Below are 14,386 nucleotides of genomic sequence, written 5' to 3'. Positions count from 1 at the left end.
TGCTGAATACCCGGAAGCTGTAGCTTCCGGGTCGCCCGTCTCCCAAACGGATGGCTAACGGTGTTCAATCAAGTCGATGGTACCCAACACAATATGGGCCAAACCAAAACCAAGCGCACCGGTAGCGGCAAGCTTATACTTGCTTCCAAGCAGTGTTGCGGCCGAAGCGGATACTACAGCTCCAAGAACGGTAGGAATCAAACCTTCGCGCATTTCATACACCCCTTTGGATTGTTTGGAAAGACAGCCTTATTCTAAGCAAAACAGGCACCGGCTATGCGCGCCAATGCCTGCTTCGTATTGTTATCCAAGCCTTCATATACACGTGAAGACCGGCCTTATTGTCCCTGCTCCGACTACAACAAACTGCCTGTTTCTAAAACAACAAATGCCCTACCTCTCATTTGTCCTTGCGGCTCCGATGACCGCGCCAGTGTGAATCAGAAAAACGTCCAAATTCTTACTTTGATTGGGTCATTCAAATAAGGAATTTCATACCGAACGGTATAAGGAGAGTTATAATCTTCTGAGGAACTGCAACGTGGTTATAACAACTAATTTATTATTATACTTGAATCAATAAAAAAAAGCAATACATATATTTAGAGGGCTTTTTAAAGTGATGATTTTGTGAAACCCGGGGAAAACCGAAAAACGTGAGATATTTGTCACACTAGAGGAGGGAAGGCACCATGTATAATGAGGTCATCTAAGATTTATATAATCAAAAAATAAGGGAGTTAGCCATGAAACGCGGAGATATCCTGTTGATCGGAGCCATCGTCGTGATTGCTTTGGCCTTCTTGGTTCCGAGATGGTTTGGCGATTCAAGTGAAAACAATCACAATAATGAGAATCGGGTTGTGAGAATCACAGTGGATGGGAAGCTGTATAAGACGGTGCAGTTGACCGGAGAAGAACAGACGGTGGACATTAAAACGGAGTATGGCTACAACATTTTGAAGGTACATGACTACGGGATTGAAATGATCGACGCTGACTGCCCGGATAAAGTGTGCCTGACCTTCGGATTTATTGACCGGAACGGCGGGACGATTGTTTGCCTGCCACATAAGTTGATGGTTGAAGTGGTAGCTACAGAAGGGGGCGACGAAGTTGATGCAATCCTTTAATGAGTCATCAAGCCTGATGTTAAAAAGAACGGTGATCGTCGCGATATTCGCGGCAGTGGCGGTCGTTCTCAGCTTGGTAGAGTCTCTGATTCCCGTGAACATGAGCGTGCCTGGGGCGAAGCTTGGGCTGGCGAATATTATGGTGCTGACTTGCCTTTATTTTCTCAGGGCCCGGGACGCCTTCATGATGGTGCTGTTAAAGACGCTGCTCACGGCGTTTATTTTCGGGACCTTTTCCAGCTTTCTGTTCAGTATTATGGGGGCGTTGTTCAGCTTTGCGGCGATGTGGTTTCTGCTACTGGTTGGGCGCAGACGGCTAAGCGTTATCGGGATTAGCATCGTTGGGGGGATTGCCCATAATATCGGGCAATTGACCGCCGCTGCTCTGTATTTTAGTACGACGAAAATTTTCTACTATTTACCGATGTTGCTCATCATGGGAGTTCTGACCGGGATCGCCGTTGGGATTGCCGTGAGATATTTGATTCCGTCGTTGTCGAAGCTGTCTTTGTTTGAAGGTTTTTTAGCGGAAACGGCATAAGCCGGAGGGGCTTCACATGACGTACACCTTAAGGGGAGAGAGAAATGGGAGAAACCGGATTCGCATATGAGCTGACGGAGGTTTCCTTCGCCTATCACCCGGAGCATCCTGTGCTTCATGATGTTACGCTTAGCATCCCTTCGGGCAGCTGGGTGTCGTTGGTGGGGCCGAACGGCTGCGGCAAATCCACGCTGGCAAAGCTGCTGGGCGGTTTGTTGGTGGCTAACCGCGGCGCGATATATGTGCAGGGAACGAAGCTGGATCGGGATACGTTGACTTCGCTGCGTCCACGCATCGGAATGGTGTTTCAAAACCCGGACAACCAATTTATCGGCGCCACGGTCGAAGAGGACATTGCCTTTGGCTTAGAGGGGCGTAATCTACCGCGAGAAGTTATGGTAGGGCGCGTAAAGGAATATGCGGATAAACTGCACATCGGCCATCTGCTGTCCAAGCATCCCTCGGAGTTGTCGGGAGGACAAAAACAGCGGGTGGCCGTCGCTTCCATCTTGGCGATGGAGCCGGACATCGTCATCTTTGATGAGGCCTCCTCGATGTTGGACGAGAAGGCCCGGGGCGAGCTGCTTGCCATCCTGCGGGACATGAAGCAGAGCGGACGTTACACGATGGTCTCGATTACGCATGACGCCGACGAGATTATGGCTTCGGATCGGGCGATCGTGCTGGGGGACGGAACGGTCGCTGCTGACCTGGAGCCAGGCGAGCTGTTTGGGGATGAAGCCCTGCTGGTAAATTGCCGGCTGATCGCTCCTTATCGGATTCGGCTGCAACAGGAGCTGAGGCGGCGAGGCGTGACGCTTCCTGCGGGCTTTGAACCAGTTGGTGAAGAGGAGGCGAATCTTTAATGGCGATACAGTTCGAGCAAGTCAGCTTCGCTTATGATGAGCGCAGCCTATGGCGGCACCATGCGTTGCAGGAGGTCGACCTCTACCTGGCGGACGGCGTATTTGCCGGGATTGCCGGGGCTTCCGGCTCGGGCAAATCGACGTTGATGCAGCATTTGAACGGCATTTTGAAGCCGACGGGCGGGAAGGTGCACGTTCTGGATGTAACGATGGAAGCTGGCGGCAAGGCACCGCCGCTGCGCGAGCTGCGGAGGCGGGTGGGGCTCGTCTTCCAGTTCCCGGAGCAGCAGTTGTTCGAAGACACGGTGGAGAAGGACCTTTGCTTTGGTCCGCTGAATTTTGGCTGCTCCTTAGACGAAGCCAAGGCGCGAGCCCGCCGCGCGCTGGCCCTGGTCGGGCTGGACGACACCTTCCTCAGCCGCAATCCGCTTCGCTTGAGCGGGGGGCAGATGCGCAAAGTAGCGATTGCCTCAGTGCTGGCGATGGAGCCGGACGTGATCGCGCTGGATGAGCCGACAGCGACGCTAGATCCGCAGAGCCGTGTTGAATTGGCAGAAATGCTCGCGCGGCTGCACCGTGAACAGGGGAAGACGGTGATTGTGGTGACGCACCGGATGGAGGAAATCCTTCCGTACGCAGAGCAATGGATCGTGATGAAAGACGGTCGGAAATCGTTCCAAGGCAGTGCGGCAGAGTTGGTCCGAGAGGCCCCACGGCTGGAATCCGAAGGACTGGCAATCCCCGCGTGTATCCGTTATTGGAATCAAGCGGCAGCCCTGTTCGGTCTGACGGGGGAGCCGCCGTGTTTGACGGCGGAGGCATTGGCCGAGCGGTTGGCTCGGTTGTTGAGCGATGAGTCTGGAGCGGATCGGTCAGAGGAGCAGCCTGAGCTTGTCGGGCGATCGGAAGAACGGGGGGCGTCAGCGGGTGCGTTGGTGGAAGGCCATGTGTTGGAGGAGCTTCCCGTACCGGCCTCGTTGTCCGTGGATCAGCCCGTTCCGGCCGGGCGGCTCAAGCCGATCCTTTCCGGCGTTTCAGGGGAAGGAGGCAACGGACATGCGAAATAAGCTACTGTTCGGACGCAGTATTGATACCGGCTCTTGGGTGCATGCAGTGGATCCCCGGGCCAAGTTGACCGGGATGATGTTGTACTTGATCGCGATCGTAGCCGTTGGCTCTTGGCCTGCTTTGGCGGTGGCCGCGGTGTTCTCGGTGGGCTATATGCTGTCGACCAAGATCCCGCTGAAATATTATTTGAAGGCGGCCAAACCGCTGTGGGTGCTGATGGTGTTCATCTTCATCGTTCAGTGCTTCACGGTAGAGTCGGGGGAAGCGCTTTGGTCGATCGGCTCCTGGACCCTGTACAGCGGCGGTGTCAGCAGCGGATTCATCGCGGCCTCCCGGATGGGGCTGCTAGTATCATTCACGGCGATCCTGACGTTTACGACAACGCCAGGGGTGTTGAATCAAGGATTGAGCGGGGTGCTGAAGCCGCTCAAACGCCTTGGCCTCTCGCCTGAGCGATTGACGCTGATGATGAGCATTGCGCTGCGCTTTATCCCCACGATTTTGGAGGAAACGCACAAGATTCTTAAAGCGCAGGCGTCGCGCGGTGCGGACCTGAAGGAGCTGCCATGGAAGGAGAAGGGGCGCATGCTGGTCTCGCTTCTTGTGCCGGTGACCGTCAGCGCCTTCCGCCGGGCGGAAGAGCTTGTATTGTCCATGGAGTCCCGGGGCTACACGTTAGGCGCACCGCGTTCGGAATACCACTTGTTGGTCTGGAGAAGTCGGGACACTTGGTTTGTCTTGTCCTATGTGGTTCTGGCTGCAGCGGTTGTGGTCTATCGGTTGATTTGAACTACCAATGCAAGACTGTCCGTGAGTCATTCATGTAGATAGAGTTGGATGGGATAGGTTGATAGGTTGGACATCAAAATCATGTGAGGGGGAAACGGCTGTGGCACGTTTTTTTAATGGAAAAGAAGTGGAGCTGCTGGCGCCTACGGGGACGTTCGAGATTTTCAAACAAGTCATTGTTGAGAATTGTGATGCGGTGTATTTCGGAGGGCCTAACCTGAATATGCGCCTGATGCGCAAAGGATTTAATTTTAGCCTGGAGGAAATTACGGAAGCTGTCCAGATTGCGCATGGACTTGGCAAAAAAGCCTACGTCACCGTCAACAATTTGCTGAATGAAGGCGAGCTGGAGGAGGCGCGGGCCTATTTGCGTTTCCTGGAATCGGCGGGACCGGATGCGATCATTGTCCAGGATTTTGCGGTGCTGAAGCTGATCCGGGAGATGAATTTGAAGTTAAATGTGCACTCCTCCGTCATGATGAACGTGCACAACGTGGAGATGGTCCGCGCTTTACAGGAGCTTGGGGTGACTCGCGTCGTCACTTCGCGGGAAATGGACCTTATGACAACTCGCTATCTTCAACAAGCGACCGGTATGGAGCTGGAGTACTTTGTGCATGGGGATATGTGCTCGGTGCATGGGGCGAACTGTTACTTCAGTTCGGCGGTATTCGGGATGAGCAGTAACCGGGGCAAATGCCTGAAGCCGTGCCGCTGGGATTATCGTGTAAAAAAAGACGGCAACGTCTATCCGGCGGAATACCCGTTGGCGGTTAAAGACATGTTCATGTACGAGCATATCCCAGAGCTGATTCATGGCGGGATCACTTCCTTCAAAATCGAAGGCCGCATGCGGGATGCCGCCTTCGTGGTGATGCTGGTGAAGGCGTATGGCGACGCGATTGACCGTTATATTAACGATCCGGTAGGCTTTGAACGCAACCGGGATACCAAGCTGCTTTATGATCATCGCAAGCGGGATTTTTCAACAGCCTATGCGTTTGGCCGACCGGGATTGTCCAACATCAACCGGCGTTACGAAGGAACAGGGAAGTTCTATAGCACAGGTAAAGTGTTTAGTACGCCAACGGAGGAACGGGAGCTCAGTGACAAACGGGTTGCTGTGATTCGCGAGACACTGGCGGCGGTGGGACAAGAGAAGGGAACGGTGCAGGAGATTCACGCGGCTCCTGGCGTCTCCGTGCACGTGAATAACGTGGCTCAGGCCAAGGCTGCGCTGGAAGCGGGAGCTGACCATCTTTATCTCTCCGGCGACGTTTTTGAGCCGGATCGTCCATTTACGAAGCAGGATGTGAAGGAACTGGCGGCAGTCAAAGGGAATGCGAAGCTTTATCTGAGCCTGCCGCGGATGATGACGGAACTGCATTTTGAAATGTATGACGGATTGTTGTCGGGCGAACGGTTGCCGATTGACGGCGTGATGGTGACAAATCTGGGCGCAATTCGGAAATTTGCCGATAAAGGGTACCCGCTGGTTGGGGATTTCAATCTGAACGTCTACAATCAGCTCGCGGCTGAGTTTTACCGGGAGCAGGGCGTCAGCCGGCTTACGGCCTCGATGGAGCTGCCGCTGAAGGAGCTGGCCGCGCTGCTGGCGCATGCCCCAGGCCCGCTGGAGGCCATCGTTCACGGCACACCGGCGATCATGTACATGGAGCATGACTTATACGAAAACGCCGAAGTGTTCCAAGCCATTGGCGAGGAAGACAATCACTTCGTGGATAACAGCATTCTCGTGCTAAAAACCGATAAAGGCGAAAATCCGGTTTACCGGGATGTGCATGGCCGCAACCATCTGATGTTGGCGAAAGAACTCTGTTTGTTGCCCGCGGTGAAGGAGTTGCTTGCGGCGGGACTCTCTGTCTTCCGCATCGAAGGGGCAACCTACCGCCCAGAACAGCTGGCCGAAATCGTGCGCACCTATAAGGCGGCGCTGGCGGATCCTGCAGCGGCCGGGTCGTTGTTTGCCGCGATGAAGCCGGTTTATGCCGGCTATACGCTGGGCGCGTTGCAGTTTGACGGCGGCAGAGCGAGCGGGGCAGCGGGTGCCGGAGCGGAGGCAGCCTCGACTCCCGAAGGCTCTGTCAAGGAAGAGGGCGTGGAAGTACGGGCTGAAGTGGCTGTAGGTGTGAAGTAGGAGCGGGAGCAAGAGCAGGAGTGCAAGAGTGCAAGAGTGCAAGCCTAATTGGGGGAAAGGAAGCGAAAGAACATGTCAAATTACATCGGACCGGACGAAGTGATCAAGAAACGGCAGCAATATTTTTATCCTTGCACCATCCATTTCTATCGAAATCCGCCGCAGTTGGTGAAAGGGGAAATGCAGTATTTGTACGGTCATGACGGGAAGCGGTATACGGACTTTTTTGCCGGCGTCTCCGTTGTGGCCAGCGGGCACTGCAATCCAGAGATTGCGGAACGGACGGCCGAGCAGCTGCGGATGCTGCAACACACGTCCACGATCTATTTGACGCAGCCGAATGTGGATTTGGCGGAGCGGCTGGCGGACGTGCTGCCGGGGAACCTGCGCCGCACCTTCTTCGTGAACAGCGGCTCGGAGGCGAATGAAGGCGCCTTGCTGCTGGCTCGCATGCATACGGGGCGGCGGGGCTTCCTGGCGCTGGAGCAAGGGCTCCACGGCCGGACGTATTTGACGATGAGTGTGACCGGGCTGGCGATGTGGCGGACGGATCCACAGCTGGCGCATGACACGGATGTCACGTTTATCCCCCGGCCGTATGAGCGCGGGCTCAGCGCCGATGAGGCGGCACGCCGTTCCATCGCCGCGCTGGAGGCTGCGCTGGCGGAGAAGGGCGGCGAGATCGCGGCAATGATCGCCGAGCCGATCCAGGGGAACGCCGGCATCGTCGCGCCGGCGGACTGGTATTTCGCTGAAGCGAAGCGGCTGCTGGAGCAGCACGGCGTGCTGCTCATCGCCGATGAGATTCAGACCGGCTTCGGCCGAACGGGCCGTATGTTCGCTATGGACCGTTACGGCGTCACGCCGGACATCCTGACGATGGCCAAGGCGCTGGGCAGCGGCATTCCGGTGGCGGGCTTCGCCACCACGGACGAGATCGCTTCCAGCCTGAACCGGCCATCCGCCTCCACATTCGGCGGCAACCCGGTCTCGTCCGTGACCGCGCTCGCGGTCCTGGACTACATCGAGGCGCATCGCCTGCCGGAGCGGGCCGAGCGCCTCGGTGAGCTGCTGCGCGGCGGCCTCCTGCGCCTCGCCGCGCGGTTCCCACAGCACGTCTCCGACGTGCGCGGCGCAGGGCTGATGCTCGGCGCAGAGCTGTGCGCCGAGGAGCCCGCCCGCGGCGCGAAGCTCACCGACGACGTGCTGGAAGCGATGCTGGACCGCGGCTATATCATCGGCAAGAACGGCGTGAACCGCAACGTTCTGGCCTTCCAACCGCCGCTGGTCATCGACGAGGCCGACGTGCGCGGCATGCTGGACGCGCTGGAGGCTTCGCTGGCGGAGCTGGTGTAACCCAGCTCCGCCAGCAGATGCGTTAGGCGGCAGTAGTGGGTGTGCCGCCTAAACGACAGGGGCGCCGCTTGCATAGCATGCCGCTGCCTAAGCGTCAGACGCGCCGCGCAGCCACAGGCGCCCCCAGCGCCGGCAGGCACCTCAGCGCCTGCCGGCACTTCCGGCGTCGGCCAGGGGTCCCAGCGCTCGCCGGCGTCCCAGCTTTGCTGCGTGAGGGGCCCAACGGGCACTCGCGCACGCAAGGGCCGCCCATGGTGACGCCGGACCCCTGGTCAATAACGGTAAAATTGACCGTTATTTTTCGGTGTGCCGGCGATTTACGTGAATTAGCGGTAAATGATACCGCTAATTTTACGATTGGCGGCCGTTTTGGCGGAATATGCGGAAAATAAGAGTACTTTTTACCGTTATTTTGCTGGAAACAGGCCGATGGGCCGAAAATAAAGGTACTTTTTAACGTTAATGAGACGGTCAGCCATGGGAGGGACGTCTGCCGAGTGAGAGACGGTCAGCCATGGGAGGGACGTCTGCCGAGTGAGGAGACGTCTTGCGAAAGAGGGGAGACGTGGCCTGACCGCCTGTCGCGCCGCCAGAAACGTGCACTGGGAGTAGCATGCTGTCCGGCGAGGCTTGTGGTCCTCTAGCTGCACGTGCTGTCCCGCTGCGTCGGGGTATGCCCGACGTCCTGAACCCGCTAGCGGGCCGGGGCACTTATATGAACGGTCCACGTGACGCTACGTGTTTTTTACGATGAGGAGAGTGACTATCGATGGAAATAGCCCGCAAAATCGGCACCAAAATCCGGCTGTACAGCGAATTGGTGATGTTTTCGCACACGTTGTTTTCGCTGCCCTTTGCGATCATCTCGATGATTTGGGCGGCAGAGGGGTTCCCTTCATGGCGCGTGATGCTGTGGGGATTGATCGCCTTGATCGGCGCCCGAAACGGGGCGAATGCCTTTAACCGCGTCGTCGACCGCGTTTTTGACGCGCAAAATCCACGCACCGCGCATCGTCACCTGCCGCAAAAGCTACTCGACGCCAAGGAGGTGCTGGTGTTCGTTGTGGTGAACTATGCGATCTTTATTTTTGCTGCAAGCATGTTAAATCCTTTGTGCTTGATCTTGTCGCCGGTGGCCATTTTCCTGATCTCTTCCTATTCTTATACCAAACGGTTTACGTACCTGAGCCATCTGTACCTGGGCTTTACGATCGCTTCGGCCCCCATCGGCGCCTGGTTTGCGGTTACCGGCCAATTTGCCTTTACGCCGTTTGTCCTCGGCACTGTAGTGATGCTGTGGATTGCCGGCTTCGATATTATCTACGGCTCGCAGGATATTGAGTTTGACCGCAATCACGGACTCTGGTCGATCCCTAGCGCGTTTGGGCTCAAGAACGGTCTGCGGATCGCAGCCGGCCTGCACGCGATTATGGTGCTGCTGCTGATTGCTTTAATCCCGATTCGCCACCTGAGCTGGCTTTATATTACAGGGATTATCATCGCGATCCTGCTGCTAATGACGGAGCACAAAATCATTAAGCCGTCGAACTGGAAACGGATGAATGTGGCCTCGTACAATTTGAACCAGGTCATCAGCATGGTGATTCTGTTCTTTACGCTAGGGGATTACTTCCTTCTGTGAAATGGTCGCTGATTACAGAGCAACAGACGTTTTAATACACAAAAAAGCACGAACCATAAGGGATAAGCTACCTTGAGGTTCGTGCTTATTTTTATTTCTCCCGCCCGCTGAAATACTCCAGCAGCGCTTGCAGATCCCGGTGCGCCGGGTAATGGCTGAGCCGGTGAATAATATCCTGCGCTTCAGCAAGATATTGGCGGCTGAGCGCTTCGGTTTGCTCCAGCGCGCCGCTGGCTTGAATCGCCGCGACGACGGCGTCCACTTCTTCAGCAGGGCTGTCTGCCGAGATAGCCCGGATCGCCGGGGCAAGGGTTTCGTCCTGCAACGCGAACAGGACGGGCAAGGTCACTTGGCCGCTGCGCAGGTCGCTGCCCGCCGGCTTGCCTAGCTTCTCCGCCGATTGGGTGAAATCGAGCACGTCGTCGCGGATTTGGAACGACATGCCCAGCTTTTCACCAAAGCGATACAGCAGCTCGGCCGTTTCCGTATCCGCTCCGGCGGCCTTGGCGCCGATTTGCAGGCAAGTGGCCATCAGTTGTGCGGTTTTATTTTTCGATTTCTCCAAGTATTCGTCGATCGTCACGTCATAGTCGAACAAGTGAGCAAGCTGCTGATATTCTCCGAGACATAGCTTGGTTGTGGCTAGAGAGGAGAGGTCGTACACGAATTTCTCTTGTTCCGCCGAATAGACGGAGATCAGCTCGATGACCCTCGCTGACATATAATTGCCTACATGCAGTGCACCGCTCACGCCCAGCTTGATATGCATCGCTTTCTGGCCGCGCCGCATGGGGGAATCATCGATAATATCGTCATGAATCAGTGAAGCGGCGTGGATGAATTCTGCGGCAGCGGCGAGCCGCCAGACCTTCTTCTCATCGGGATCAGGGCCGAAGCGGCTGCCGACGATCACCATCAAGGGGCGAATTCGTTTGCCGCCAGAACGAATCAATTCGATGATAGCTTTGGCCAATTGGGAGGAACGAGGGACGTCGCGATCATATTTGACCATGTTCTCAATTTCCCGATCGACAGTTTTTAAGGGGATGTTCAGTGTTTCCTCAAGCTTCATGTCGCTTCCCTCCTAAACTTGGGCTGGCAGTCATGGACACCGGTGCCGAGTATTTTGCAGGGCATCCGAAATCTCACAGGCATTCTCCGTCCACGGCCGTCTACATCGCCTGGCTGGCGGTGCTGCGGTTGTTGTCCAGCTGCAGGAACCGTTCCCAGGCTTTGAGCAAGCGCTCGTCTTCCGGATGACCTTGGGCGCGTTTGATTTGGAGTTGTTTGATGATCGGAGCGAGATGCCCAAGCAGATTGAATTCTTCCCACTTCAGGCAAAGCTCGACGTAAAAGCTGTATAGATAGTCGCCATCCAACACTTTGCGGGTTAACGTCTCGCCGGGGGCGAGGGAGCTGCATTCACTATGGCGTTGAAGGGCAAGCTTGATTGCGATGTAAATGGATAACAGACGGCATTGGCGTACCTGCGGCATGTCGTATTGCTCCAGCAAGGTAGCCAGGGGTGCCGCTTCAGGATAGGGTAAATCTACAATAATGCCGGTTTCGGGCGATAATTCGCCCTGCAATAAGCGATAAGCGTCTTCGATAAGCTTCGGATTCATAAGGACACACACTCCTTAAAGAGGTAGTTCAAAAAAGTCATCAGTTGATTACGAACCAACAATAGGCAGCGTATCCGGTGCTGAATCCTGACTTTTTTGAACCTTCGCCTAAATGCAGGCAGGCTTGCAGGGGATCCTCACACCGATGTCGGCAAAAGGATAAAAATGAGAGTAATGTACGCTTGAGGGCGCACATTACTCCAGTTCAAAGTTGCATAAAGAGCTGCGATTATTCCGTGTATAGGTACCATCTTCGTACGAACGGGATTCGTTTCCATTGTTTCTTGAGCCAAGGAAGTACATAGTAATCCAGGCCAAATGTGCTGCCCGATCCGCCGATCAATGCGACGCCTGCGGTCATGTACCACAGCATTTCCGTGGAGGCCATGCTGGAAGACCAGATCATGACGCCGAGAGCGACGGTGGCTGCCGAAGCGACAGCGGTGAACAGGCCAACGATGATCATGATGCCAAGGGCGATTTCCGCAAACACCATAAAGAACTGGAACACAGTTGCTAGAGCGGTATATCCGCCATCCGAGGTGTAGAAGAAGACATCCATAAACCAGCTGACGATGCTCTTGATAAATCCAGGTACCGGCAAAGCCGTAACCGCGGTCGAGGCGCTTTCTACGGCTGAAGCTGCCGCTTGAGCATCGACGGTCTTTGTCACTTCACTAGCTGCTTCACTGGCTGCTGACACAACGTCAGCTTTCGGAGAAGCAGGGATAAGGAAGATGTTCGAAGGGTCTTTCCAAACCTTCGGAAGCTTATCAAGACCTTCTTCCAGCCACTTGTAGCCCACGAAAATCCGCAGAGGCAGGAGCCAGAAGTTCGGCGAACGCTTCGCAAAGTGACCGCCAACGAAGCTTCTGCGATTGTTCACGTGGAAGAATTCATGCATCATATAAGTCCATACTTTCGCAAAACCAGACACGGTGAACAGGTAATACATATTGATTAAGTGCTTGCAGAACATGGCCATGAAGCCGCTCATCATGAACATTTTGTTTGGCAATCCGACATTCGCTACGCCGTAGCGGCTGCCGATGCAGACCATTGTTCCGTGGAAGCCCGGTTTATAGGACTTCTTCGGTTTGCCGTGAACATCCGCATAAATGTTATGAGCGATGAGCGGACCCGCTTGTTCGGCGTTCTCAACCATCTGCGGTACCGGACGGGTTTCGCCTTCCGGGATGAAGAAGATGTTGTCGCCAACAATATAAACGTTCTCGTGATCGACGCTTTGCAACTTGTCATTAGTGACGATCCGCTTGCGGCCTTCTTGCTTCACATCGAGCTTGCCGACGAGCTCAGAGCCTTCAACCCCGGCAGTCCACACGATCGTATCCGCTTCGAGCTCTTTCCCTTCGCCGAGCTGTACGCTGGTTGGGGTAACGCCGGTGATTTTGGCGCTTGTAATGATCTCTACGTTCATTTTGTGCAGACGTTTCGCCGCTTTTTCGATCAATTTATCCGGCAGGATCGGCAGGATTTTCGGAGCCATATCGGCTACGACCAGACGAACCTCGCTCGGATCGATATAGAACTCTTTGCACAGTTCATCGCGGAATTCAGCCAATTCGCCAACCAGTTCCACGCCGGTAAAGCCGGCGCCGACAACGACAAAGGACAGCATTTTACGGCGTTTTGCCGGATTGCTTACCTTCGCCGCTTCGCTGAACTTGCGACGTACTTGCTCTTTCAGACGCACAGCGTCTTCATAAGACCACAGGGTCAAGGCGTGCTCCTCAGCCCCCGGGATCCCAAAGAAGGTTGGTTTACAGCCGGTACCGATGACGAGGTAATCGTATTTATAAGTCTCTCGTTTGGACCGAAGCTCATTGGCGTTAAAATCAATGGCATCGATGGAATCGAGCACGACATCCACTTTTTGCCCGGCAAAAATCTTCTTCAATTCAATCTTGACAGAATCCTCTGGCGCCCGGTTTGCTGCAACCTCGTGCAGCTCCGTCAGCAACGTATGATAAGGATTGCGGTCAATCAGTTGGATCTCCACATCTTTGTCTTTTTTGAACAGTTTGGCCAGATGCTTGGAAGTGACTACACCGCCATAACCGCCGCCCAAAACTACAATTTTCTTCAAGAGATTCACCTTCTCATTTTAGGGTGGGGTGGGAATATGGGTTTATTTCGCTTGCTCAAGTGCTTGGCTCACGAGCTCGAAATGCGGTTGCAGCGTAATCGTTGCCCCAGCGATCGCGTCCGTTTTGCCCTCATCGTTAAATGTCACGGCAGCTGGATCTTGTTTTTCGATCAGGTAAGCTTCCGCTTTCGCTACTTCTTCATGCCATTCGGCTTGAGCACCGCCGGCTTTCATTCCATATTTGCCGTCAATCGAGTATTGCTTCTTGTCTTCGCCTTTGTCGTTCACACCGCTGAAGTTCACTTTGACGATCTTGCCGGCAGCGACGACAACGTCAACGGTATCTTTCCAACCAGAATGCTCGTCGAAGGAAGCTCCTTCTGCATGGTAAGTGCCGTCTTTGTAAGGACCAACCTCAACTGGACCGGCATTCAGCGCTTGATCAGCCAAGTTAAAAAATTCACTTACATGGACGGACACACCTGCGATGGCATCCGTTTTGCCGTCATCTCCCAAAGTGATCGCTTTAGGATCTTGCTTTTCGATCAGGTATTGCTCAACCTTCTCGGCTTGTTCGTGCCATTCGGAGGAAGCGCCGCCGGCTTTCATGCCGTACTTGCCTTCTTTGGAATAGGTCACTTTGTCGACGGGAGCTTTTTCGCTCAGCGCATTCCATTTGGCTTCTGTGATTTTGCCTCCGGATACCGTCAGGGTTACGTAGGATTGCCATCCGGAATTTGCATCCACTTCACCTTGGGCGAAGTATACGCCGTCTTGGTATTTCCCTTGCTCTGCAGCTGCGTTATTTGCTCCTGCATTGGTTTCGTTTGCAGCAGAAGTGTTGTTTGCAGGTTGCGCAGAGTTTGTGCTGTTCGCCTCATTGTCCGATCCACAGCCGGCCAATAGACCTAACAACAGTGCACTGCTCAGGATAATTGAAGCTTTTTTCATGATTGAGACCTCCAGTGAATGAAAATATATATATTAAAATGTGAAGACATTTTAATAACGAATATCAGGTGGGGGACCCTTGAAAAAGGCTGATCTGATAAGGGGTTCGGGAGTCCCGAAACCTTTGTTCGAAGGCATTTTAGCATATAA

General features: G+C 54.7%; 14 protein-coding genes. 9 read left to right on the top strand and 5 right to left on the bottom strand.

All coding sequences use genetic code 11. The features are described 5' to 3' along the window. Nucleotides 1-54 precede the first annotated feature (54 nt). Nucleotides 55-213: a hypothetical protein gene (locus M891_RS0105355; RefSeq protein ID WP_028538097.1), complete on the bottom strand. Its 159-nt coding sequence runs from the start codon at nucleotides 211-213 to the stop codon at nucleotides 55-57. A gap of 533 nt (nucleotides 214-746) precedes the next feature. On the opposite strand from M891_RS0105355, the gene M891_RS0105350 reads away from it, so the two are divergent. The 9 genes from M891_RS0105350 to M891_RS0105315 all read left to right on the top strand — a co-directional run bounded on the left by M891_RS0105350 (nucleotide 747) and on the right by M891_RS0105315 (nucleotide 9,553). After that, nucleotides 747-1,133, top strand: a complete 387-nt coding sequence (locus tag M891_RS0105350; protein WP_028538096.1) for a NusG domain II-containing protein — start codon at nucleotides 747-749, stop codon at nucleotides 1,131-1,133. Next, a complete protein-coding gene (locus tag M891_RS0105345) occupies nucleotides 1,120-1,674 on the top strand; it encodes a Gx transporter family protein (protein WP_016313643.1) in 555 nt (184 codons plus the stop codon). Before M891_RS0105350 ends, M891_RS0105345 begins: the two co-directional genes overlap by 14 nt. 44 nt (nucleotides 1,675-1,718) lie before the next feature. Continuing rightward, nucleotides 1,719-2,540 (top strand): ATP-binding cassette domain-containing protein, encoded by an 822-nt coding sequence (locus M891_RS0105340; protein WP_028538095.1) that lies wholly within the window; start codon nucleotides 1,719-1,721, stop codon nucleotides 2,538-2,540. Further along, complete coding sequence (locus M891_RS0105335) at nucleotides 2,540-3,607, top strand: ATP-binding cassette domain-containing protein (protein ID WP_016313641.1); 1,068 nt, start codon at nucleotides 2,540-2,542, stop codon at nucleotides 3,605-3,607. Before M891_RS0105340 ends, M891_RS0105335 begins: the two co-directional genes overlap by 1 nt. Beyond that, the gene (locus M891_RS0105330) at nucleotides 3,597-4,397 is read left to right on the top strand and encodes an energy-coupling factor transporter transmembrane component T family protein (protein WP_016313640.1); all 801 of its coding nucleotides are present in this window, start codon (nucleotides 3,597-3,599) and stop codon (nucleotides 4,395-4,397) included. The genes M891_RS0105335 and M891_RS0105330 overlap by 11 nt, the downstream gene beginning before the upstream one ends. 100 nt (nucleotides 4,398-4,497) lie before the next feature. Further along, the gene (locus M891_RS0105325) at nucleotides 4,498-6,555 is read left to right on the top strand and encodes a peptidase U32 family protein (protein WP_028538094.1); all 2,058 of its coding nucleotides are present in this window, start codon (nucleotides 4,498-4,500) and stop codon (nucleotides 6,553-6,555) included. 72 nt (nucleotides 6,556-6,627) lie between these two features. After that, entirely contained in the window at nucleotides 6,628-7,911 is a 1,284-nt protein-coding gene (locus tag M891_RS0105320) for an aspartate aminotransferase family protein (protein WP_028538093.1), read from the top strand. 41 nt (nucleotides 7,912-7,952) lie between these two features. After that, nucleotides 7,953-8,303, top strand: a complete 351-nt coding sequence (locus M891_RS25250) for a hypothetical protein (RefSeq protein ID WP_157268763.1) — start codon at nucleotides 7,953-7,955, stop codon at nucleotides 8,301-8,303. Between the two features lie 377 nt (nucleotides 8,304-8,680). Continuing rightward, nucleotides 8,681-9,553, top strand: a complete 873-nt coding sequence (locus M891_RS0105315; RefSeq protein WP_028538092.1) for a UbiA-like polyprenyltransferase — start codon at nucleotides 8,681-8,683, stop codon at nucleotides 9,551-9,553. Between the two features lie 91 nt (nucleotides 9,554-9,644). Here the strand turns inward: M891_RS0105315 and M891_RS0105310 are convergent, their stop codons facing one another. From M891_RS0105310 to M891_RS0105295, 4 genes are all read right to left on the bottom strand, one after another. Continuing rightward, nucleotides 9,645-10,625, bottom strand: coding sequence for a polyprenyl synthetase family protein (locus M891_RS0105310; protein WP_028538091.1), 981 nt, complete (start codon nucleotides 10,623-10,625; stop codon nucleotides 9,645-9,647). Between the two features lie 100 nt (nucleotides 10,626-10,725). Beyond that, on the bottom strand, nucleotides 10,726-11,178 hold the full coding sequence (locus M891_RS0105305; protein WP_016313635.1) for a hypothetical protein: 453 nt from the start codon (nucleotides 11,176-11,178) through the stop codon (nucleotides 10,726-10,728). Between the two features lie 229 nt (nucleotides 11,179-11,407). Beyond that, the gene (locus M891_RS0105300; protein ID WP_028538090.1) at nucleotides 11,408-13,285 is read right to left on the bottom strand and encodes an NAD(P)/FAD-dependent oxidoreductase; all 1,878 of its coding nucleotides are present in this window, start codon (nucleotides 13,283-13,285) and stop codon (nucleotides 11,408-11,410) included. Nucleotides 13,286-13,327: 42 nt separating this feature from the next. Further along, entirely contained in the window at nucleotides 13,328-14,236 is a 909-nt protein-coding gene (locus tag M891_RS0105295; protein WP_016313633.1) for an FMN-binding protein, read from the bottom strand. Between the last annotated feature and the right edge of the window lie 150 nt (nucleotides 14,237-14,386).

The sequence above is a fragment of the Paenibacillus sp. J14 genome (assembly GCF_000518465.1).
Taxonomy (GTDB): domain Bacteria; phylum Bacillota; class Bacilli; order Paenibacillales; family Paenibacillaceae; genus Fontibacillus; species Fontibacillus barengoltzii.
This window is presented reverse-complemented; position numbering and strand designations above follow the sequence as displayed.

What these genes read in the sequence shown, in the direction of transcription:
- M891_RS0105315 (WP_028538092.1), top strand. Translation starts at nt 8,681, where the DNA reads ATGGAAATAGCCCGCAAAATCGGCACCAAAATCCGGCTGTACAGCGAA.
- M891_RS0105320 (WP_028538093.1), top strand. Translation starts at nt 6,628, where the DNA reads ATGTCAAATTACATCGGACCGGACGAAGTGATCAAGAAACGGCAGCAA.
- M891_RS0105310 (WP_028538091.1), bottom strand. Translation starts at nt 10,625, where the DNA reads ATGAAGCTTGAGGAAACACTGAACATCCCCTTAAAAACTGTCGATCGG.
- M891_RS0105355 (WP_028538097.1), bottom strand. Translation starts at nt 213, where the DNA reads ATGCGCGAAGGTTTGATTCCTACCGTTCTTGGAGCTGTAGTATCCGCT.
- M891_RS0105305 (WP_016313635.1), bottom strand. Translation starts at nt 11,178, where the DNA reads ATGAATCCGAAGCTTATCGAAGACGCTTATCGCTTATTGCAGGGCGAA.
- M891_RS0105295 (WP_016313633.1), bottom strand. Translation starts at nt 14,236, where the DNA reads ATGAAAAAAGCTTCAATTATCCTGAGCAGTGCACTGTTGTTAGGTCTA.
- M891_RS0105345 (WP_016313643.1), top strand. Translation starts at nt 1,120, where the DNA reads ATGCAATCCTTTAATGAGTCATCAAGCCTGATGTTAAAAAGAACGGTG.
- M891_RS0105350 (WP_028538096.1), top strand. Translation starts at nt 747, where the DNA reads ATGAAACGCGGAGATATCCTGTTGATCGGAGCCATCGTCGTGATTGCT.
- M891_RS0105340 (WP_028538095.1), top strand. Translation starts at nt 1,719, where the DNA reads ATGGGAGAAACCGGATTCGCATATGAGCTGACGGAGGTTTCCTTCGCC.
- M891_RS0105330 (WP_016313640.1), top strand. Translation starts at nt 3,597, where the DNA reads ATGCGAAATAAGCTACTGTTCGGACGCAGTATTGATACCGGCTCTTGG.
- M891_RS0105335 (WP_016313641.1), top strand. Translation starts at nt 2,540, where the DNA reads ATGGCGATACAGTTCGAGCAAGTCAGCTTCGCTTATGATGAGCGCAGC.